This window comes from Variovorax sp. GW531-E2 (assembly GCF_059423125.1).
Genome location: NZ_JBWKXQ010000057.1, coordinates 23,968 through 44,830, shown reverse-complemented (window position 1 = coordinate 44,830; position 20,863 = coordinate 23,968). Strand labels below are relative to the sequence as shown.

General features: G+C 69.8%; 20 protein-coding genes and 1 pseudogene. 11 read left to right on the top strand and 10 right to left on the bottom strand.

Going from position 1 to position 20,863, the window contains the following annotated elements:
- Window positions 1–94: 94 nt before the first annotated feature.
- The 3 genes from nadB to AC07XP_RS25500 all read right to left on the bottom strand — a co-directional run bounded on the left by nadB (window position 95) and on the right by AC07XP_RS25500 (window position 2,810).
- Window positions 95–1,678: an L-aspartate oxidase gene (gene nadB / locus AC07XP_RS25510; RefSeq protein ID WP_495266244.1), complete on the bottom strand. Its 1,584-nt coding sequence runs from the start codon at window positions 1,676–1,678 to the stop codon at window positions 95–97.
- A 20-nt stretch (window positions 1,679–1,698) separates the two neighbouring features.
- Entirely contained in the window at window positions 1,699–2,535 is an 837-nt protein-coding gene (locus AC07XP_RS25505) for a segregation and condensation protein A (protein ID WP_056578351.1), read from the bottom strand.
- Window positions 2,536–2,603: 68 nt separating this feature from the next.
- Window positions 2,604–2,810 carry a DUF3460 family protein gene (locus AC07XP_RS25500; protein WP_070061458.1) on the bottom strand — a complete coding sequence of 69 codons (207 nt, stop codon included), beginning with the start codon at window positions 2,808–2,810 and terminating at the stop codon, window positions 2,604–2,606.
- A gap of 39 nt (window positions 2,811–2,849) precedes the next feature.
- Between AC07XP_RS25500 and AC07XP_RS25495 the strand changes: the two genes are divergently transcribed.
- Window positions 2,850–3,353: a hypothetical protein gene (locus AC07XP_RS25495; RefSeq protein WP_062477116.1), complete on the top strand. Its 504-nt coding sequence runs from the start codon at window positions 2,850–2,852 to the stop codon at window positions 3,351–3,353.
- Window positions 3,354–3,356: 3 nt separating this feature from the next.
- Here AC07XP_RS25495 and AC07XP_RS25490 read toward each other — a convergent pair whose 3' ends face one another.
- Complete coding sequence (locus AC07XP_RS25490) at window positions 3,357–5,036, bottom strand: SulP family inorganic anion transporter (RefSeq protein WP_062477119.1); 1,680 nt, start codon at window positions 5,034–5,036, stop codon at window positions 3,357–3,359.
- A gap of 134 nt (window positions 5,037–5,170) precedes the next feature.
- On the opposite strand from AC07XP_RS25490, the gene AC07XP_RS25485 reads away from it, so the two are divergent.
- Window positions 5,171–6,883 (top strand): enoyl-CoA hydratase-related protein, encoded by a 1,713-nt coding sequence (locus tag AC07XP_RS25485; RefSeq protein WP_495266243.1) that lies wholly within the window; start codon window positions 5,171–5,173, stop codon window positions 6,881–6,883.
- 7 nt (window positions 6,884–6,890) lie between these two features.
- On the opposite strand, the gene AC07XP_RS25480 is transcribed toward AC07XP_RS25485, so the two are convergent.
- The 4 genes from AC07XP_RS25480 to AC07XP_RS25465 are packed head-to-tail and all read right to left on the bottom strand — an operon-like array spanning window position 6,891 to window position 10,069.
- Window positions 6,891–7,115 (bottom strand): hypothetical protein, encoded by a 225-nt coding sequence (locus AC07XP_RS25480; RefSeq protein WP_390346101.1) that lies wholly within the window; start codon window positions 7,113–7,115, stop codon window positions 6,891–6,893.
- Window positions 7,102–8,301, bottom strand: a complete 1,200-nt coding sequence (locus tag AC07XP_RS25475) for a CaiB/BaiF CoA transferase family protein (RefSeq protein ID WP_495266242.1) — start codon at window positions 8,299–8,301, stop codon at window positions 7,102–7,104. Before AC07XP_RS25475 ends, AC07XP_RS25480 begins: the two co-directional genes overlap by 14 nt.
- Window positions 8,298–9,272: a Bug family tripartite tricarboxylate transporter substrate binding protein gene (locus tag AC07XP_RS25470; RefSeq protein ID WP_062478940.1), complete on the bottom strand. Its 975-nt coding sequence runs from the start codon at window positions 9,270–9,272 to the stop codon at window positions 8,298–8,300. Before AC07XP_RS25470 ends, AC07XP_RS25475 begins: the two co-directional genes overlap by 4 nt.
- A gap of 41 nt (window positions 9,273–9,313) precedes the next feature.
- Complete coding sequence (locus AC07XP_RS25465; RefSeq protein ID WP_139700202.1) at window positions 9,314–10,069, bottom strand: enoyl-CoA hydratase/isomerase family protein; 756 nt, start codon at window positions 10,067–10,069, stop codon at window positions 9,314–9,316.
- 58 nt (window positions 10,070–10,127) lie between these two features.
- On the opposite strand from AC07XP_RS25465, the gene AC07XP_RS25460 reads away from it, so the two are divergent.
- Window positions 10,128–10,799: a GntR family transcriptional regulator gene (locus AC07XP_RS25460; protein ID WP_062478945.1), complete on the top strand. Its 672-nt coding sequence runs from the start codon at window positions 10,128–10,130 to the stop codon at window positions 10,797–10,799.
- A gap of 20 nt (window positions 10,800–10,819) precedes the next feature.
- Here AC07XP_RS25460 and metG read toward each other — a convergent pair whose 3' ends face one another.
- Entirely contained in the window at window positions 10,820–12,916 is a 2,097-nt protein-coding gene (gene metG, locus AC07XP_RS25455; RefSeq protein ID WP_354343040.1) for a methionine--tRNA ligase, read from the bottom strand.
- Window positions 12,917–13,142: 226 nt separating this feature from the next.
- On the opposite strand from metG, the gene AC07XP_RS25450 reads away from it, so the two are divergent.
- The 5 genes from AC07XP_RS25450 (at window position 13,143) to AC07XP_RS25430 (ending at window position 16,626) form a co-directional block, all read left to right on the top strand.
- Window positions 13,143–14,174 (top strand): isocitrate/isopropylmalate dehydrogenase family protein, encoded by a 1,032-nt coding sequence (locus AC07XP_RS25450; protein ID WP_495266241.1) that lies wholly within the window; start codon window positions 13,143–13,145, stop codon window positions 14,172–14,174.
- Window positions 14,175–14,197: 23 nt separating this feature from the next.
- Entirely contained in the window at window positions 14,198–14,923 is a 726-nt protein-coding gene (locus AC07XP_RS25445) for a phosphodiester glycosidase family protein (RefSeq protein ID WP_495266240.1), read from the top strand.
- Between the two features lie 48 nt (window positions 14,924–14,971).
- Window positions 14,972–15,682: a YceH family protein gene (locus AC07XP_RS25440; RefSeq protein WP_495266239.1), complete on the top strand. Its 711-nt coding sequence runs from the start codon at window positions 14,972–14,974 to the stop codon at window positions 15,680–15,682.
- An 84-nt stretch (window positions 15,683–15,766) separates the two neighbouring features.
- The gene (locus AC07XP_RS25435; protein WP_495266238.1) at window positions 15,767–16,222 is read left to right on the top strand and encodes a hypothetical protein; all 456 of its coding nucleotides are present in this window, start codon (window positions 15,767–15,769) and stop codon (window positions 16,220–16,222) included.
- 44 nt (window positions 16,223–16,266) lie between these two features.
- Entirely contained in the window at window positions 16,267–16,626 is a 360-nt protein-coding gene (locus AC07XP_RS25430; protein WP_495266237.1) for a hypothetical protein, read from the top strand.
- An 18-nt stretch (window positions 16,627–16,644) separates the two neighbouring features.
- Here AC07XP_RS25430 and AC07XP_RS25425 read toward each other — a convergent pair whose 3' ends face one another.
- Complete coding sequence (locus AC07XP_RS25425; protein ID WP_095743953.1) at window positions 16,645–17,118, bottom strand: Lrp/AsnC family transcriptional regulator; 474 nt, start codon at window positions 17,116–17,118, stop codon at window positions 16,645–16,647.
- Between the two features lie 88 nt (window positions 17,119–17,206).
- On the opposite strand from AC07XP_RS25425, the gene AC07XP_RS25420 reads away from it, so the two are divergent.
- From AC07XP_RS25420 to AC07XP_RS25410, 3 genes and pseudogenes are all read left to right on the top strand, one after another.
- On the top strand, window positions 17,207–18,388 hold the full coding sequence (locus AC07XP_RS25420) for a M20 aminoacylase family protein (RefSeq protein WP_495266236.1): 1,182 nt from the start codon (window positions 17,207–17,209) through the stop codon (window positions 18,386–18,388).
- A 28-nt stretch (window positions 18,389–18,416) separates the two neighbouring features.
- A pseudogene (locus AC07XP_RS25415) lies at window positions 18,417–19,616 on the top strand (diaminopropionate ammonia-lyase); the annotation flags it as partial.
- A gap of 39 nt (window positions 19,617–19,655) precedes the next feature.
- Window positions 19,656–20,861, top strand: coding sequence for a M20 family metallo-hydrolase (locus AC07XP_RS25410; protein ID WP_495266246.1), 1,206 nt, complete (start codon window positions 19,656–19,658; stop codon window positions 20,859–20,861).
- The last annotated feature ends 2 nt before the right edge of the window (window positions 20,862–20,863 follow it).

Sequence of the window (20,863 nt, the reverse complement as noted above, 5' to 3'; positions counted from 1 at the left end):
GTGGGGTAGGGGTGTTCGACATGGTTGGCTTTCTCCCTGCGGGCGTCGGTGGCCGGGCATCCTGAGGGTGATCGAAAGGTGACGAAGGGTGGGCTCAGTCGACCGGCGGCACCAGCACGGTGGGTGCGGTGGGCTCGGCCAGCGAAGGGTAATCGCGACTGAAATGCAGGCCACGGCTCTCGTGGCGGGCCTGCGCGGAACGCACGATCAGCTCGGCCACCTGCACCAGGTTGCGCAGTTCGAGCAGGTCGCGCGTGACGTGGAAGTTCGCGTAGAACTCCTGAATCTCGGCCTGCAGCAGCGCGATGCGATGGCTCGCACGCTCCAGGCGCTTGTTGGTGCGCACGATGCCGACGTAGTCCCACATGAAGCGGCGCAGCTCGTCCCAGTTGTGCGAGATGACCACGGCTTCGTCGGCGTCGGTGACGCGGCTTTCGTCCCAGGCGGGCAGCGCGGCGCGTTCGCGCGACGGGGCCTGCGCAATGGCGTCGGCCGCGGCGCGTGCGAACACCATGCACTCGACCAGCGAGTTGCTGGCCAGCCGGTTGGCGCCGTGCAGGCCGGTGCAGGCGGTTTCGCCGATGGCGTACAGGCCCGGGATGTCGGTGCGACCGGCCAAGTCGCTGAGCACGCCGCCGCAGGTGTAGTGCGCGGCGGGCACCACGGGAATCGGCTCGCGCGTGATGTCGATGCCCAGCTCCAGGCAGCGCGCCAGGATGTTGGGGAAGTGTTCCTTCAGGAACGCGGGCGGCTGGTGCGAGATGTCGAGGTACACGCAGTCCAGGCCGTGCTTCTTCATCTCGAAGTCGATGGCGCGGGCCACCACGTCGCGCGGCGCCAGTTCGGCGCGCTCGTCGTGCGTGGGCATGAAGCGTGTGCCGTCGGGCAACTTGAGCAGCCCGCCTTCGCCGCGCACCGCCTCGCTGATCAGGAACGACTTGGCGTGCGGGTGGTACAGGCAGGTCGGGTGGAACTGGATGAACTCCAGGTTCGACACCCGGCAGCCCGCGCGCCAGGCGGCGGCAATGCCGTCGCCGGTGGCGGTGTCGGGGTTGGTGGTGTACAGGTACACCTTGCCCGCGCCGCCGGTCGCCAGGATGGTGTGCGGCGCGCGGAAGGCCAGCACCTCGTCGGTCTCGTCGTCCAGCGCGTACAGGCCCTGGCAGGACGGGTCGGCCAGCCCGAGCTTGGTGCCGGTGACCAGGTCGACCAGCGTGTGGTGCTCGAACAGCGTGATGTTGGGCGTGCGGCGCACGCGCTCGATGAGCACCTGCTGCACGGCCGCGCCGGTGGCGTCGGTCACGTGCACGATGCGGCGCTGGCTGTGGCCGCCTTCGCGCGTCAGGTGCAGGTCGCCGCCTTCTTCCGAGAAGGGCACGCCGAGTTCGCGCAGCCAGCCGATGGCTTGCGGCGCGCCCTCGACCACGAGGCGCGTGGCCTCGGGGTCGCACAGGCCAGCGCCGGCCACCAGCGTGTCTTCCACGTGGGCGTCGAAGCTGTCGCCCGCCGCCAGCACGGCCGCGATGCCGCCCTGGGCCCAGGCGCTGGAGCCGTCGTTCAGCGCGCGCTTGGTGAGCACGGCCACGCGGTGCGTGGGGGCCAGGTGCAGCGCGGCGGAGAGGCCGGCAAGGCCGCTGCCGACGATGAGGACGTCGAAGTCGCGTACGGCAGAAGTCACGGGGAATGGAACCGGTTGGGTCAGGCGGGCGAGTAGGCCAATCTGACGTAAATGGGGGCAAAGGCTTCGGCCTGCGTGATGTCGATCAGCGTCTCTTTCGCGAGCTCGAGCATCGCGATGAAGGTGACGATCAGCACCGGCACGCCGCGCGAGACGTCGAAGAGCTTCTCGAACTCGACGAAGCGCTGGCCCTGCAGGTGGCGCAGCACGATGCTCATGTGCTCGCGCACGTTGAGCTCTTCGCGCGAGATCTTGTGGTGCTGCACGAGCTTGGCGCGCTTCATGATGTCGGCCCAGGCGTCGCGCAGCTCGACCACGTCGACGTCGGGAAAGCGCGGCTTGATCGACTGCTCGATGTAGACCTGCGCCTTCCAGAAGTCGCGCCCGTAGGTCGGCAGCGCGCTGATGGCGGCGGCCTGGAGCTTGGTCTGCTCGTACTCCATGAGCCGGCGAACCAGCTCGGCGCGCGGGTCTTCGGCCTCTTCGCCGTCGGCCACCTTCTTGGGCGGCAGCAGCATGCGCGACTTGATCTCGATCAGCATCGCGGCCATCAGCAGGTACTCGGCCGCGAGCTCGAGGTTGGTCTGGCGGATCTCGTCAACGTAGCTCAGGTACTGCCGCGTCAGGCCCGCCATCGGGATGTCGAGGATGTTGAAGTTCTGCTTGCGGATCAGGTACAGCAACAGGTCGAGCGGGCCCTCGAAGGCCTCCAGGAAAACCTGCAGCGCCTCGGGCGGGATGTACAGGTCCTTCGGCATCGCGAACAGCGGCTCGCCGTAGAGCCGGGCCAGGGCGACCTGGTCGACGACCTCGGGCATGCTGGCCACGATCGTGCCGTTGTCCTCGTCTGCGCTCATGAGGAAGTTGCTATCAACTTAATAGCTGTGTGCGCAGGCTGGGCGGCGGGATGCCGGGTGGGCACCATTCACTTGGGTTGGGTCTGGTAGACGTACGGCTGCATCGGCACGCGCGCTTCGCTGTACTCCTCGAGCAGGCTGCGGTCGAGGTGCTTGTCCCACAGCAGGGCGCGGCCGGCGCGCTGTTCGGATTCCAGCGTCGGCTTCTTTTGCTTCATCTCCTCGATGAAGTTCGTGATCTCGGAGGTGTAGTGGGGGCGGCGGAAGATGGACATAGACTGGACCTTTATCGCTCGAATTTTACCGGGGACGGCATGCAACGATTTCAGAAGGGCCGGATCGGCCTCGTGGCAGGACTGCTGGCGGCGCTGATCGGGCTCGCGGGCTGCGATCCGCAGCGCATCAGCGAGCTCGAAGAGGGCGTCTCGACCGAGGCCGACGTGCGCGCGCGTTTCGGCGAACCCGAGAACGTCTGGGACGTGCCCAACGGCCGCGTGCTGGAGTTCAACCGCCAGCCGCAGGGCCAGAAGAACTACATGATCACCATCGGCGCCGACGGCAAGATGAGCGCGCTGCGCCAGGTGCTCACGCCCGAGAACTTCGCCAAGGTGCAGCCCGGCATGATGATGGAAGACCTGCGCAAGCTGCTGGGCAAGCCGGCCAAGGTCACGCCCTATGCGCTCAAGCGCGAGACCGAATGGGAATGGCGCTGGGTGCAGCCACCGAATTCGTCGATGGTCTTCACCGCTACGCTGAACGACGACCAGCGCGTGGTGCGCAGCGGCTCGTCGCCCGACCGGGGCACCGAAGCACCGTAACAGCTACGCGCCGTGCGACGCGCCGGGCTGGCCCGTCGTCAACTCCTCGGCAAAGCCTGAACGCTCCAGCACCTCGAGCGGCTGCGGCTGCAGCGACTCGATGCGCAGCAATCCGTCGCGCGCCAGCACCGCCCGGTGCAACTGCCGCAGCGCATCGACGCCGGTGGCATCGATGTAGATCAGGTGCGTGGCGTCGAGCACCAGCGTCATGCCGCGCGGCGCGCGTTCCGCGGCGTTCACTGCTTCGTCGAGCTTGGCCGCCGCGCCGAAGAACATGGCGCCGTACAGCCGGTAGGTGAGCACCGGCGGCTGCAGCGTCACCAGCTCGACGCTGAACAGCCCGCTCATGCGCCGGATGAAGAGCGCGCATGCCAGCACGATGCCCACCTGCACCGCCACCGTGAGGTCGAACACCACCGTGAGGAAGAAGGTGCCGAGCATCAGCAGCCGGTAGTGGCGGCTGAAGTGGCGCAGCTGGCCGGGCGTGAACTCGCGCCATTCGCCCATGTTCAGCCCGACGAACACCAGGATGCCCGCCAGCACCGCGAGCGGCACATGGCGCGCCAGCGGCGCCGCCAGCAGCACCACGACCAGCAGCGTGACCGCATGCACGATGCCTGCAATGGGCGAGCTGCCGCCGGAGCGGATGTTGGTCACGGTGCGCGCGATGGTGCCCGTGGCCGGCATGCCGCCGAAGAAGGGCGTGACCAGGTTGGCGATGCCCTGCGCCATGAGCTCCTGGTTCGGGTCGTGGCGCGGCTGGCCGCTGACCTGGTCGGCCACGCGCGCGCACAGCAGCGACTCGATGGCGCCGAGCAGCGCGATGGTCAGCGTCGGCGTCACCAGCTGCTTGACGGTCTCCCACGAGAAATCGGGCAGCGCGAAGGCCGGCACGCCCTCGGGAATGCCGCCGAAGCGCGTGCCGATGGTTTCCACCGGCAGCGCGAAGCCCCAGGACACCAGCGTGAGCGACACCAGCGCGACGATCGGCCCCGGGATGCGCCCGACGATCTGCACCGGGCGCGTCTGCACCCAGCGTCCGCCCACGCGCTGCACCGCGCGCGCCAGCGCCGAGTCGCCGCGAAACAGCCGCGACCACGCCAGCAGCCCGAGCACGCAGGCCAGGCCGAGCGCGAAGGCGTGCGGGTTGAAGGTGTCCAGCCTCAGCGCCATCGCGTGCAGCTGCGAGAACACGTCGGCCGGCATGCGCTCCACCGTGAGGCCGAGCAAGTCCTTGAGCTGCGACAGCAGGATCAGCACCGCGATGCCGTTGGTGAAGCCCACCACGATCGACAGCGGCACGAAGCGCACCAGTCGCCCGAGCCCGAACAGCCCCGCCATGAACAGCAGCACGCCCGCGCAGGCGGTGGCGATCAGCAGGTTGGCCACGCCGTAGCGCTCGACGATGCCGTAGACGATCACGATGAACGCGCCCGCCGGCCCGCCGATCTGCACGGCCGAGCCGCCCAGCAGCGAGATCAGGAAGCCCGCGATGATCGCCGTCCAGATGCCGGCCTCGGGCTTGAGCCCCGAGGCGATGGCGAAGGCCATGGCCAGCGGCAGCGCGACGATGCCTACCGTGGCGCCCGCGCCGAGGTCTCCCAGGAACCGCCCCCGGTCGTAGCCGGCCATCGTGTCCAGCAGGCGGGGGCGAAAGCGGGTGAGGTTCAGCGGCGACGACATGTGCGGTCATTGTGGCCCGGCCGTCGCGGCGGCCCGGCGATTTCCCGGCGGTGAGTACTTTCAGTCAGCTTATCGGCGGCGAGGCTGGCAGATACATTTTTGACGTTTTGAAACAAACGTCAATGAGGTCGCCCATGCACATCCTGCTCGTCGCGAGCGCGTTCAACAGCCTCACGCAGCGCGTGCTGGCCGAGCTCCAGGACCGGGGCCACACCGCGGGCGTCGTGCTGGCGCTCGGCGATGACGAGGCGCTGCGTGAAGCGGTGCGCCAGCACGCGCCGGCACTTATCGTCGCGCCGATGCTGACCACCGCGATTCCCGAGGACGTCTGGCGCGCCCACACCTGCCTCATCGTGCATCCGGGCCCGCCTGGCGACCGCGGCCCGTCCTCGCTCGACCGGACGCTGCAGGGCGGCGTCGACAGCTGGGGCGTCACCGTGCTCGAGGCCGTGGCCGAGATGGACGCGGGCGATGTCTGGGCCTGGTCGCCGCTGAAGGTGCCGCCGCAGGCCGGCAAGAGCGACCTGTACCGCGGCGAGGTGGCCGATGCCGCCGTCGACGCCGTGCTGCTGGCCGTCGAGCGTTTCGCCTCGGGCACCTACAAGCCGAAGCGGCAGAAGGCGGCCGACCTCGCCGCCGGCTGGCGGCCCTTCATGAAGCAGGCCGAGCGCCGCATCGACTGGGCCACGCAGACCACGGAATCGGTGCTGCGGCAGCTGCGCGCGGCCGATTCGCAGCCCGGCGTGCTTGACGAGCTGCTGGGCGCATCGTGGTACCTGCACGGCGGCCATGCCGAGGACGAACTGCGCGGCACGCCCGGCGAAATGATCGCCACCCGCGCCGGCGCCGTCTGCCGCGCCACCGTCGACGGCGCGGTCTGGCTCACCCAGCTGCGGCCCTGGCGCGAGCCGGGCTCCGGTTTGCCGAGCTACAAGCTGCCGGCTGTCGAGGCGCTGGGCGCGCGGCTGCCCGCCGGCCTGCCCGAGGTGGCCGCGCCGCTCGAGTTGCCCGCTGGCCGCCGCACCTGGACCGACATGCGTTACAGCGAGCACGGCGCTGTCGGTGTGCTGAACTTCTCTTTCGCGGGCGGGGCCATGAGCACCGCGCAATGCCGGCGTCTGCTGGCGGCCTACCGCTTCGCCTGCACCCGGCCGACCTCGGTGCTGGTGCTCGGCGGGCTGCGCGACTTCTTCTCCAACGGCATCCACCTGAACGTGATCGAGGCGGCGGCCGATCCGGCGGAAGAATCGTGGGCCAACATCCACGCGATGAACGACCTGGTCGAGGCCGTGCTCACGACCACCGACCGCCTCACGGTGGCCGCGCTGGGCGGCAATGCCGCGGCCGGCGGCGTGATGCTCGCGCTCGCGGCCGACGAGGTGTGGTGCCGTGACGGCGTGGTGCTCAACCCGCACTACAAGCTCATGGGCCTGCACGGCTCCGAATACTGGACCTACAGCCTGCCGCGCCGCGTGGGCGCCGACGAGGCCGCGCGGCTCACGCAGTCGGCGCTGCCCGTGAGCGCCAAGCGCGCGGTGGCGCTGGGCCTGGCGCAGCGCGTGCTGCAGGCCGCACCGGAAGAACTGGGTGACGAGGTCGGCCGGCTGGCCGCGCAACTGGCGGCATCGCCGGACCTGGCCGCGCGCCTGGCGGACAAGCAGGCGGCGCGTGCCCGCGATGAAGCAGCCAAGCCGCTGCAGGCCTATCGCGACGAGGAGCTGGCGCACATGCGGCGCAATTTCTTCGATCCTGCCGAGCCGCACGCGGCACTGCGTTCGGCCTTCGTGCGCAAGGAAAAGGCGCAGCACACGCCCGCGCACCTCGCGGCGCTGGGTCTGCCGCGCTGAACGGCCGTCAGTCCTTGCTGTCGGGAATCACCGCGTCGGCCGCCGCGCCCACGGCCTTGCCGGTGATGCGCGCGGTGCCGATGGCGGCATCGGCCGCGAGGCCGACTGCGCCGGCGCCCACGCTCACGGCCGTGCTCGCGACGCTGACCACCGCGCAGCCGCTCAGCAGCAGCGCACCCGCGAGGCCGAGCGCGGAAAGGACGAAGGGGCGGAGGCGGTCACTGCGTTGCATGGGCGGATTCTGCACCCGCAGCGCTGGATCGGGCGAGCGACGCCAGGATCGCCTCGCGGTCCTGGTCCAGCCGCGGCGGTTGCCGTCGCACCTGCGTGCGCAGCCCGCCGACGTGCACCGGGTTGCCCGCCACCGTGAGCGGCTGGCCGCCCTGCGTGCGCACCTGCACCAGCATCTCGCGCGCCTGCACCTGCGGGTCGTTCACCACCGCGGCCACGTCGTTGTAGTCGCCGGTGGGAATGTTGTGCTGCATCAGCAGCGCCTGCCAGTGCGCGCAGGGCGCGGTCGACAGGCGCTCTTCGAGCAACTGCTTGAGCGCCTCGTGGTGCTGGCAGCGCGCCGGGTTGGTGGCAAAGCGCGCATCCCCGGCGAGCGCGGGCAGCTCGAGCGCGGTGCACAGGCGCTGGAACAGCGCGTCGTTGCCCGCCGCGATCACGAACCAGCCGTCGGCCGCGCGGAACACGTCGAAGGGCGTGATCGACGGGTGCCGCGAACCGATCGGTCCTGGCGCGCGGCCCTCGGCCTCCATGCGCGAGATCGCGTTCTCGAGCAGTGCAACCTGGCAGTCGAGCATGGCCACGTCGACCCGGTCGCCTACGCCCGTGCGCCCGCGCTGCAGCAGCGCGGCCTGCGTGCCGACGGCCGCGTACAGCCCGGCACCGAGGTCGCCGATCGACACGCCCACGCGCGTCGGCGGCGCGCCCGGGTGGCCGGTGAGGCTCATGATGCCGCCCATCGCCTGCACCACCATGTCGTAGGCGGGGCGCCTGCTGTAGGGGCCGGTCTGGCCGAAGCCGGAGACCGAGGTGAACACGAGTTTCGGAAAGCGCGCGTGCAGCGTCGGCCAGTCGTAGCCCAGCTTTTCCATCGTGCCGGGCCGGAAGTTCTCGACCAGCACGTCGGCCGTGGCCAGCAGCTGCTCGAAGACCGCGCGGTCGGCCGGTGCCTTCAGGTCGAGCGCGATCGACTCCTTGTTGCGGTTGACCGACATGAAGTAGGCCGAGTCGCCCTCGACGAAGGGGCCGATCTGCCGCGCGTCGTCGCCCAGGCCGGGTTGCTCCACCTTGATGACGCGCGCGCCCAGGTCGGCGAGCAGCAGCGTGCAGTACGGGCCCGCGAGCACGCGCGTGAGGTCGATGACGGTGAAGCCCTGCAGCGGGCCTGCCTTGGGTGCGTGCGTGCTCATTCGACGCTCGCGCCCGAGCGCTCGGTGAGTTCCTTCGACTTCGCGCCTTCGGCCAGGGCCCAGGCGCGGAATTCGGCCAGCGACTTCGAGGGCGCCGACTCGTTGCCCGACTTCTCCATCCGCGCCTTGACCTCGGGATCGTTCAGCGCCGCCACGCTGGCGTCGAACAGCTTCTGCGCCACCTCCGGCGGCAGGCCGGCCGGGCCGAAGAGGCCGAACCAGAAGGTGTAGTCGTAGCCCTTCACGCCGGCCTCGGCCACGCTGGGCACGTCGGGAAAGAGCGGCGAGCGCTGGCCCGAGGTGACGGCCAGCACGCGCAGCTTCTGCCCCTGCGCCATCGGCAGCACCGAGGGCGGCGTGCCGAAGGTGAGCTGCACGTCGCCCGCGGCCACGGCCTGGATCGACGGCGCGCCGCCCTTGTACGGCACGTGCAGCATCTGCACGCCGGCCGCCTTCTCGAACGACAGGCCCGCCAGGTGCGTCACCACGCCGGCGCCCGAGGACGAGTACGCCAGCTTGCCGGGGTTCTGCCGCGCCTCGGCGATCAGCGCCTGCACGGTCTTGGCGCTCACGTCCTTGTTCACCGCGAGCAGCATCGGCGCCGAGCTCCAGCGCGAGATCGGCACGAAGCTTTTGGCGCCGTCGTACTTCACGCTTTTGTAGAGCAGCTTGTCGCTGCCGTAGAGGTTGGCGCTGCCCAGCAGCAGCGTGTAGCCGTCGGGCGCGGCGCGCGCGACCTGGTCGGACGCGATGGTGGTGCCGGCGCCCGGCTTGTTGTCGATGACGATCGGCTGGCCGAGCAGCTTGCCCAGCTTGTCGCCGACGATGCGCGCCACCGTGTCGGCGCCGCCGCCGGCGGGGAAGCCCACCAGCAGCGTGATCGGGCGCGAGGGGTAGGTGTCGGCCAGTGCGCCAGCCGAGGCCAGCAGCGCGGCGGCGGCGAACGAGAGGGCTCGCAGTTCTTGCTTCATGGTTTGTCTCCTGGGTCTTGTGTAGGGAAGGGCGGGCGCGCTCAGCGGCCCTGGAACACCGGCGTGCGCTTCTCGCGCCAGGCCCGGCCGCCCTCGGCGAGGTCTTCGGAGGCGACGGTGCGCTGCACCTCGCGCGAGATCGCGGCCGCGTCGGCGGTGCCGCGCGCGATCTGGTTCAGGTGCTTCTTCATGCCCAGCAGCGCCAGCGGCGCCATGCCCGCGAGCACAGTGCGCAGGCGCTGCACCTCGGCGTCGAGCGCGGCGGCGTCGTCGACCAGCTGCGTGAGAAAGCCGCAGTCGCGCATGGCGGCGCCGTCGAGCTTCTCGGCGGTGAGAAAGAGGCGCTTGGCCGTGTCCAGCCCCAGCCGCGACACGTAGCGCTCCATGCCGCTCTGGTAGTAGTGCAGGCCGAGCCGGGCGGCGGGCATGAACATCTCGGCGCTGCGGGCGCCCACGCGGAAGTCACAGGCCAGCACGAGGTCGGTCGCGCCGCCGTAGACGCCGCCGTGCACCGCCGCGATGGTGACGGCGCGGCAGTTTTCGAACACATCGACCATCTCGCCGAAGCTGCGGCCCTCGGTCTGGCTCTGGGCGGCCACCTCTGATATATCAAATCCGCTGCAGAAGTACTTGCCCTCGGCGCGCAGGACCAGCACCAGCACCTCGGGCGTGCGGTTCACTGTGTCCACATGCTGGATCAGCACGGGAAGATCGTCCGGCGTGAGCTTGTTGGCGGCCTGGGGACGGTGCAGCGTCAGATAGGCCACGTGGCCGTCGATCGCGAGGGTGGGAGACATTGATGTACCAAACAGATGAATTGATATATCTGTAAGGTTAGCTAATATCCAGATCGCCATGCAACCCGCGAAAACCCTCGACACCCACAGCCTGCAGGACCGCATCCGCGCCCGGCTCGAACAAGACATCCTGGGCGGCGTGCTGTCGCCCGGCATGGCCATCGACGAAAAGGCCCTGGCCCTGAGCTTCAACACCTCGCGCACGCCGGTGCGCGAGGCGCTGCTGCTGCTCAGCGCGCGCGGGCTGGTCGACATCGTTCCGCGCACCGGCATCTACGTGCGCCAGCTGCGGGCGAACGAACTGGTGGCGATGATGGAAGCGCTCGGCGAGCTCGAGGGCGTGCTGGCGCGGCTGGCCGCGCTGCGCATCGGCCCGGCGCTGCGCGAGGAGCTGCTGCGCGCCCTGGCCGGCACCGCCGCGCAGGCGCAGGCGGACGACGCCGAGGCCTACCAGCAGGCCAACGCCGCGCTGCACGACGTGATCTACCGCGCCAGCGGCAACCCCTTCATCGTGGAGCAGGCGCAGACCGTGCGCCTGCGCATCTCGGCCTACCGCGGGCGGATGTTCGAGAAGCCCGGCCGGCTCGCCGCTTCACAGCGGGAGCACGAACGGGTGGTCGAGTGGATTCTGAAAGGCCACGCGGACAACGCCGCGGAGGCGATGCGCGACCACATCTCGGTGGGCGGCAAGGTGTTCGCCGACCTCGTGTTGAACAACAAGTTCGGCTAGTTCTTCTTTGCGTCGTCGGGTCAGCGCACGCGCATGCCCGGCGTCGCGCCCGCCCAGGGCTCGAGCACGTGGATGCCCGGGTGGGCCTTTTCGTCGCCGTGGCTCGCGGCCAGCACCATGCCTTCGCTGACGCCGAACTTCATCTTGCGCGGCGCGAGGTTGGCGACCAGCACGGTGAGCTTGCCCACGAGCTGCTCGGGCTGGTAGGCCGAGGCGATGCCGCTGAACACGTTGCGCGTCTTGCCTTCGCCTGCGTCGAGCGTCAGGCGCAGCAGCTTGGTCGAGCCCTCGACCTTCTCGCAGGCCACGATCTTTGCGATGCGCAGGTCGATCTTCGCGAAGTCGTCGATGGTGATGGTCGGCGCGATGGCTTCGCCGCCCGGCAGTTCTTGTGCTTCCGTGGCCACAGGCGCGGCGGCTGCCGCTTCGGGCACGTCGAACAGCTTGTCGACCTGCTTGGGGTCGGCGCGCTGCATCAGGTGCTTGTAGTCGCCGATGGCGTGGCCGGCCGGCAGGGCCTGCGCGGCGTCGGCCCAGGTCAGCGGCGCGATCTTCAGGAAGGCCTCGACGTTCACGGCCAGCGCCGGCAGCACGGGCTTGAGGTACAGCGTGAGCAGGCGGAAGGCCTCGATACACACCGTGCACACGTCGTGCAGGCGCGCCTCGGCGCCTTCCTTCTTGGCCAGTTCCCAGGGCTTGTTCTGGTCGACGTACTCGTTCACCTTGTCGGCCAGCGCCATCACCTCGCGCAGCGCGCGGGCGTAGTCGCGGCCGTCGTACAGCGACTGCACCTGCGTGGCAGCAGCGCGCAGCGTGGACAGCAGCGTTTCGCCGTCGGCCGACACCGCGCCCAGCTGGCCGCCGAAGCGCTTGCCGATGAAGCCGGCCGCGCGGCTGGCGATGTTGATGTACTTGCCCACGAGGTCGCTGTTGACGCGCGCCACGAAGTCGTCGGGATTGAAGTCGATGTCCTCGTTGCGGCCGTTGAGCTTGGCGGCGATGTAGTAGCGCAGCCATTCGGGGTCGAGTCCGATCGACAGGTACTTGAGCGGGTCGATGCCGGTGCCGCGGCTCTTGCTCATCTTCTCGCCGCTCACCGTCAGGTGGCCGTGCACGTACACGGCGTTGGGCGCCTTGCGGCCGCTGAAATGCAGCATCGCGGGCCAGAACAGCGTGTGGAAGGTGATGATGTCCTTGCCGATGAAGTGCACCTGCTCCAGCTCGGGGTCGGCCATGTACTCGGTGTACGAGATGCCGTCGCCGCCCAGCTCGATGCAGCGCTTGTCCAGCAGGTTCTTCAGTGAGGCCAGGTAGCCCACGGGCGCGTCGAGCCACACGTAGAAGTACTTGCCCGGCGCATCGGGGATCTCGATGCCGAAGTAGGGCGCGTCGCGGCTGATGTCCCAGTCGCCCAGGCCGCCCTTGCCTTCGTCGTCCTTGTAGAGCCACTCGCGGATCTTGTTCTGCACCTCGGGCTGCACGTGGCCGGGGGCGGCGGTCCATTCCTTCAGGTAGGCCTCGCAGCGCGGGTCCGACAGCTTGAAGAAGAAGTGCTCCGAGCTGCGCAGCTCGGGCTTGGCGCCCGACAGCGCCGAGTACGGGTTGATCAGCTCGGTGGGCGCGTACACCGCGCCGCACACCTCGCAGTTGTCGCCGTACTGGTCCTTCGAGTGGCAGTTGGGGCACTCGCCCTTGATGAAGCGGTCGGCCAGGAACATGCCCTTGGCCGGGTCGTAGAACTGCTCGACGCTCTTGGTCTCGATGAGGCCGTTGGCGCGCAGGTCGCGGTAGATGTCCTGCGCCAGCTGGTGGTTCTCGGGCGCGTCGGTCGAGTGCCAGTTGTCGAAGGCGATGTGGTAGCCATCGAGGTAGGGCTTGCGGCCCGCGGCGATCTCGGCCACGAAGGCCTGCGGCGTCACGCCAGCCTTGTCGGCCGCGATGGTGATGGCCGCGCCGTGCGCGTCGTCGGCGCACACGAAGTTGACGTCGGCGCCATTCATTCGCTGGTTCCGCACCCAGATGTCGGCCTGGATGTATTCCATCATGTGGCCGATGTGGAACTTGCCGTTGGCATACGGCAGGGCGGTGGTGACGAAGAGCTTGCGCGGGGCGGACATCGGGGAGGGCGCTTTCGGGAGTGACGAACGGAAGGGGCGCGGGGCCCGTGGAGGCGGCCAGGGGCCGCGTCCGGGAACCGGGCATTTTAGGCGGCCCGTCCCGGGGCCGCCGCCATGGGGCTGCTCACCCCGCCGGCGGGGTACCCGGAGTGACCCCTGAGCCCACGGGGGTGTCGCCCGTGCGACGTATGCTCGCAGCCTCTTTACTGAAAGTGAGCCGCCGCCGATGACCACCTCGATCCCCGCAACCCTCATCCCCGGCGACGGCATCGGCCCCGAGATCGTCGACGCGACCCTGGCGGCGCTCGACGCGCTGAAGGCGCCTTTCGTGTGGGACACCCAGATCGCCGGCCTGGGCGGCGTCAAGGCCTCGGGCGACCCGCTGCCCAAGGCCACGCTGGACAGCATCCGCAGCACCCGCCTGGCGCTCAAGGGCCCGCTCGAAACCCCCTCGGGCGGGGGCTACCGCTCGTCGAACGTGTGCCTGCGCGAGGAGTTCCAGCTGTACGCCAACCTGCGCCCTGCGCGCACCATCATCCCGGGCGGGCGCTACGACAACATCGACCTGACCGTGGTGCGCGAGAACCTCGAGGGCCTGTACATCGGCCACGAGCACTACGTGCCCATCGACGGCGACCCGCACGCCGTGGCCATGGCCACCGGCGTCAACACCCGCAAGGGCAGCCGCCGCATCCTCGAATACGCGTTCGACACCGCCGTGGCCACTGGCCGCAAGAAGGTCACGCTGGTGCACAAGGCCAATATCATGAAGGCGCTCACCGGCATCTTCCTGGAGACCGGCCTGGACCTGTACGAAGAGAAGTACAAGGGCCAGTTCGAGCTCGACACCGTGATCATCGACGCCTGCGCGATGAAGCTGGTGCTCAACCCCTGGCAGTTCGACATGCTGGTGACCACCAACCTGTTCGGCGACATCCTCTCGGACCTCGTGGCCGGCCTGGTCGGCGGCCTGGGCATGGCGCCCGGCGCCAACATCGGCACCAACGCCGCGATCTTCGAGGCCGTGCACGGTTCGGCCCCCGACATCGCCGGCAAGGGCATCGCCAACCCGACCGCGCTGCTGCTGGCGGCCGCGCTCATGCTCGACCACGTCAAGCGGCCCGAGCTGGCCACGCGCCTGCGCACCGCCATCGACCAGACGCTCAACCTGGACAACGTGCGCACCGGTGACCTCGGCGGCAGCGCCGGCACGGCGGCCTTCACCAAGGCGCTGGTCGCGCGCATCAACGGCGGCTGAGAAAAGCAGACAGTGCAGGTCGCATGAAAAAACTGCTGCTGCCTGCGCTGGTCTTCCTGCTCGCCGGCCTGGCGTGGTCCGCCGCCGGCGCCGTGGACGCGCCGCCGCGCTACACCGTCGTCAAGGTCGACCTGCGCACCGACAAGCTCGCGCTGTTCCTGAACGACGACACCGGCGCCGCCTTCAAGCGCTTCGACCGGCTCGAGGCCTGGCTGAAGGCGCGCAACAAGCAATTGCTGTTCGCGGCGAACGCCGGCATGTACCACGCCGACTTCGCACCCGTCGGGCTGCTGGTGCGCGAAAGCCGCGAGGAAGCACCTTTGAACCTGGCCGACGGCGTCGGCAATTTCTTTCGCAAGCCCAATGGCGTGTTCCTGGTGACGGCCGACGGGCCGCGCATCGTCGAGGCCTCGGAATACCCGGCGATCGCCGCGAAAGGTGGCGTGCAGCTGGCGACCCAGTCGGGCCCGCTGCTGCTGCGCCACGGCGCGGTGCACCCGGCGCTCATTCCGAATTCGGATTCGCGCAAGACGCGCAACGGCGTGTGCGTGTCGGGCACCACCGCGGTCTTCGTCCTTGCCGAGACGCCGGTGAATTTCTACGACTTCGCGCTGTACTTGCGCGACGTGCTGCATTGCCGCGACGCGCTGTACCTCGACGGCACCGTGTCGGCGATCTATTCGAAGACACTGCAGCGCAACGACTTCGTGCGCGACCTCGGGCCGATGCTGGCCGTGGTGGCGCCCTGAGGCCCGGCTGCCTTTTTCCTTTCTGTCCCAGTCTCTTCTTCCTGCGCCATGTCCACACCGCTGCCTGTCCTGTCCCTCCTCGAAACCCGCGTCCTCGGCGTGTTGGCCGAAAAGCAGCGCACCGTGCCCGACAGCTACCCGCTCACGCTCAACTCGCTGGTGTCGGGCTGCAACCAGAAGACCAGCCGCAACCCGGTGCTCGAACTCAGCGAGTCGCAGGTGCAGGCCGCCATCGACAGCCTGAAGGGCTACAGCCTCGTGGCCGAGACCAGTGGCGGGCGCGCCTTCCGTTACGAGCACAACATCGACCGCGTGCTGCGCATTCCGTCGCAGTCGGTGATCCTGCTCACGGTGCTGATGCTGCGCGGCCCGCAAACGGCCGGCGAGCTGCGCATCGCCTGCGACCGCATGCACAACTTCGCCGACATCTCGTCGGTCGAGGGCTTCCTCAACGAACTCGCCGAACGGCCGGCCGGCGCGCTGGTGGTGAAGCTGGCGCGCCTGCCGGGCGCGCGCGAAAGCCGCTGGGCGCACCTGCTGAGCGGCCCGCCGGCGGAAGAGGTGGCGGGGCCGGGCGCATCGGGCGACGGCGCCTTTGCCACGCACGGCGACTCGCTCGGTGAGGTCGCGGCGCTCAAGGCCAACGTGGCGCGGCTCGAAGCCGAGGTGGCCTCGCTGAAGGCGCTGCTGGGGCGCGTGTGCGCGGAACTGGGCATTTCCGCTGACGCACCAGAAGTGCAACAAGCACCCGAGGCCTGATCCCCCCGCTTCACACAGGCTTCATCCAGCCCGCACATTCGCCGCCTACCGTCGGACCCATTGCGAACCAATGGAGCTCCGAGCATGGACCACGGACAAACAGCCGCCTGGCGCGACCACACGCCCTTCGACGACATCACCCGGCGCCTGCTGGGCGGGCTGGCCGCCCTGGCCGGCGTTGCCAGCCTCTACGCCTTCTTCTGGTGGGCCGCCTCGGCCACCGGCTTCCTGCTGTTCGACGGCTGGTGGCACACTTGGCGCGGCCTGGGCACCGCGCTCGCGTTCCGCGACGCCGACTCGGCGTTCTACCTGCTGAGCTGGACGCTGTCTGTTTTTGGCGGCGCGGTCGGGTGGAGCGCGCTGGTCGCGCTTGCCGTGACCCATGGGCGTGGCTGGGGCGCGGTGCCGATGTGGGTCAAGGCCGGCTGCCTGCTCGGCGCGGTCGCCGGGCTGGCCTTCGAACCCGGTCGACTGCTGGCGCTGGCGCCGATCGTCGGTGCGGTGCTGCTGATGCTGCGGTCGATGTTGTCGGCACGCTGAGCGCATCGGCTATCGTCGGCTTCCACGTCGTTCGCGGGAGCCGCATGACCTACGCCTGTCCCCATTGCCGCCAGCCGGGCATCGCCGCCATGGCCAAGCGCCTGTCCAGCCGCGGTTCGCCGGCGGCGTGCGGGCGCTGCGGCAAGCTCTCGCATGTGCTGGCCAGCACCTCGAACGGCATCTGGACGGCGGGCCTGTTGATCATCGTGCTGTCGGGTATCGGCGCTGCCGTGTGGAACATGCCGCCGCTGCTGCTGGTCGGCGTGGGCCTGGCGGTGGCCAACAACTTCAGGGCCTGGCGCCGCGCCAAGCTGTGGCCGATCTCGAAGGAAAGCGCAGACAGCGCCAAGAAGGCCGGCTGGTTCGTGCTGGGCCTCCTGGCGCTGTTCGGTCTGAGCTCGTGACGCCGAGCGCCCGCGCGCTCACGCCCCCGCCGACACCGGCACATCCAGGCTGACCTTCACCGGGTCCATCGTCACCAGCGTGCGAAAGCGCTTGACGTTGTTGCTCTGGAAAAACAGCTGGCGGGTGAGCGCGGTGTACTGCGCCATGTCGCGCACCACGCACACGAGGATGAAGTCCCACTCACCCGTCACGTAGTAGCACTGCTGCACCTGCGGGCAGTCGCGAAAGCTTTGCTTCATGGCGTCGAGCCGCTCGATCTGCTCGCTTTCGGCCTCGACCTCGACCACGATGGTGAGCGGGTGCCCGAGCGCGGCCGGCGACAGCACGGCGCCGTGGCGCTGGATCACGCCCTCGTCGCGCAGGCGCTTGAGCCGGCGGTTCACCGCCGCCGTCGACAGGTGGATGCGCTCGCCGAGTTCGCCCTGCGAGAGGCGGCTGTCGGCCTGGATCAGTTCGAGCAGGTGCAGGTCGAGGGCGTCGAGGGGGGTCATGAGAAAGGGCGGGCTTCACGCAAAAACGTTGCGTGGCAGCGGCTTATTTTGCGCACCTGTCCCGCTGCGTTGTCAATAGCATCTCGCCATGAAGTTTCCAGACGAACCCCTGCGCGACCAGCTGGCCGGCTGGCGGCACCAGCTGCATGCGATGCCCGAAACCGGCTTCGAGGAGGCGAAGACCGCGGCCTTCATTGCCAACGCGCTGCGGGCGCTGGGGCTCGAGGTGCACACCGGCATCGGCGGCACCGGGCTGGTCGCCAGCCTCACGGTCGGCAGCGGCTCCGGCGTGATCGGCCTGCGCGCCGAGATGGACGCGCTGGCCATCACCGAGCTGGCGACCGAGCGGCCCTACGCCTCCGGCACGCCCGGGCGCATGCACGCCTGCGGCCACGACGGCCACATGGCGATGGTGCTTGGCGCCGCGCAGCTGCTGCGCGAGCGGCGCGATTTCGACGGCACCGTGCGCTTCATCTTCCAGCCCGCCGAAGAGCATGGCCGCGGCGCCCGCGCCATGATGGACGACGGCCTGTTCGAACGCTTCCCGGTCGACGAGATCTACGGCCTGCACAACATGCCCGGCCTGCCCGCCGGCACCTTCGCCACGCGCGCGGGCGGCCTGATGGCGAGCGAGGACAACTTCGTCATCCACATCCACGGCCGGGGCACGCATGCGGCGCGGCCGCACATGGGCATTGACCCGATCGTGATCGGCGCGCAGATCGTGCTGGCGCTGCAGACCATCGTGTCGCGCACGCTCGACCCCGGCGCGCAGGCCGTGGTGTCGTGCACCGAGTTCATCACCGACGGCATCCGCAACGCCATTCCGTCGAACGTGGTCATCAAGGGCGACACGCGCAGCTACGACCCGGCCGTGCAGCGCATGCTCGAGGCGCGCATGCGCGAGATCAGCGAAGGCATCTGCCGCATGCACGGCGCGGAGTGCACGTTCAGCTACACGCACGAGTTCGCGCCCACCGTGAACTGGGCCGAATGCGTGCCGACCGCGGTGGCCGCCGCGACGGCCGTGGTGGGCGCCGGGAAGGTCGACGCCAACGTCGCGCCGATGATGATCTCGGAAGACTTCGGCGCCTTCCTGCGCGCCGTGCCGGGCGCCTTCGTCTTCCTGGGCAACGGCGCCGAGGGCGAGCCCGGCGGCACGCCGCTGCACAACGGCCGCTACGACTTCAACGACGCGGTGCTGACCACGGGCGCGCGCTACTTCGCGGAAATCGTGCGCCAGCAGCTTCCCGTGCGCACCGCGGCCTGATCCATTCTTCTTTTCCGGTTTTCTTCCCATGCTCTTCGCCAACCCTCACGCGCAACGGCGCGGCTACGACGCGGCCCTGCAGGCCGTCATGAACATCGCACGCGGCCGCGAGAGCCGCCAGTGGCTGTCCACCTGGGACCGGCTCTCGCCGCAGCCGACGCCGGCCTGGCCGCTGCCCCGGCTCGCCGCACAACTGGGCATCGCGCAGGTCGTCGTGAAGGATGAATCGCGCCGCTCCGCACTCGGCAGCTTCAAGGTGCTCGGCGCGCCCGTGGCCTTGCTGCGCCTCGTGCTGCGCCGCTGGCCCGACCGGGGCTGGACGCCGGCCGACCTGTTCGCGGGCCGGCACGCCGAGGCGTTGCGCGACTTCGTCGTCATCAGCGCGACCGATGGCAACCACGGCCGCGCATTGGCCGCTGCTGCGCAGAGCATGGGCTGCCGCTGCGTGATCGTGCTGCACGCGCTGGTCAGCGAGGAGCGCGAGGCGCCCATCGCCGCGCTCGGCGCCGAGATCGTGCGCATCGCCGGCAACTACGACGCCTCGGTCGAGGAGGCCGCGCGCCTGGCCCGGGTGAACGGCTGGGAGGTGGTCTCCGACACCTCCTACGAAGGCTACGAAGAGATTCCGCGCGACGTGATGCAGGGCTACGGCATCCTCGTCGACGAGCTGCTCGAGAACACCGCGCCCGGCGCGCCGTGCCCCTTCACCCACGTCATCGTGCAGGGCGGCGTCGGGGGGCTCGCGGCCGGCGTGGCCAGCCATTTCTGGGAGCGCTACGGCGCCGCGCGGCCGACGCTGATCGTCGTCGAGCCCGAGCAGGCCGACTGCCTGCTGCAGAGCGCGCGAAGCGGTCGCCCCGACCGCGCCACCGGCAGTGTCGATTCGGTGATGGCGGGGTTGGCTTGCGGCGAGACCTCGCCGCTCGCGTGGCGCTTCCTGCAGCCCTCGGTCGATCTCTTCATGACCGTCGCCGATGCCGACGCCGAGCACGCGATGCGCACCTTCGCCGCCGGCGAGGCGGGCGACCTGCCGGTGCTGGTCGGCGAATCCGGCGCGGCCGGCCTCGCCGCGCTGCAGGTGCTCGCGGCCGATCCCGAACTGGCGCGCGCCGCCGGCCTCGACGCCAGCTCGCGCGTGCTGCTGTTCAGCACAGAAGGCGCGACCGCGCCCGGCGTGTACCGCGCGCTGACCGGATGCTCGGGCGAAGAAGTCGTGGCGGCGCAGGCGCAATGGCTGCAGCGCGAAGGCATCGTCGAAGCCGCGCTGATGGCGCGCATCGACGCGCACGCCGCCATCGGCGCGACGACGCAAGGCGGCGTCTGCCGCATCGCGCTCACCGACGCCGACCGCGCGGGCCGCGACCGGCTCGTGCAATGGATGCGTGACCTGGGCCTCACCGTGCGCATCGACCGCATCGGCAACATCTTCGGCATCCGCCCCGGCCAGCTGCCCGATGCGAAGCCCGTGATGACCGGCTCCCACATCGACACCGTCGCCACGGGTGGGCGCTACGACGGCAACTACGGCGTGCTGGCCGGCCTGGAGGTGGTGCGCTGGCTCAACGAACGCCAGCGCCAGACGCTGCGCCCCTTCGTGGTCGCCGCGTTCACCAACGAGGAGGGCGTGCGCTTCATGCCCGACATGATGGGCTCGCTGGTGCACGCGGGCGGCCTGGCGCTCGAGGCGGCGCTCGACACTGCCGCCACCGACGGCGCACGGCTGGGCGACGAGCTCGCGCGCATCGGCTACGCGGGCGACATGGCCTGCGGCGCGCTGGTGCCGCACGCGTTCGTCGAACTGCACATCGAGCAGGGCCCGGTGCTGGAGGCCGAGGGCGTCACCATCGGCGCTGTGGCCGACCTGCAGGGCATCTCGTGGCAGGAGATCGTCGTCACCGGCCAGTCGAACCACGCGGGCACCACGCCCATGCACCTGCGCCACGACGCCGGCTACTGCGCCGCGGCCATCGCGGTGTTCGTGCGCGAGCTGGCGCGCCGTTACGGCGGCAGCCAGGTCGCGACCGTCGGTGCCATCGACCTGCACCCGAACCTCATCAACGTGATCGCGGCGCGTGCCACGCTCACGGTCGACCTGCGCCACACCGACGAGGCGACGCTGAAGGACGCCGAGGGCGAGTTGGCGGACTATCTGCGGCAGCTCGAAACAACCGAAGGCGTGACCATCGAAGCCCGCACGCTGGCGCGCTTCGAGCCGGTGCAGTTCGACGAACGGCTGGTGCGCCTCGTCGAGGCCAGCGCGCACGCCCGCGGCCTGAGCCACCGCCGCATGACCTCGGGCGCGGGCCACGACGCGCAGATGATGGCGCGCATCGCGCCCGCCGCGATGATCTTCGTGCCGAGCGTGCGCGGCATCAGCCACAACCCGAAGGAGCACACGGCGAGCGCCGACCTGGCGCACGGCGCGAACGTGCTGCTGGACGTGGTGCTGGGGCTGCTGGACGAGGCGGACTGAGG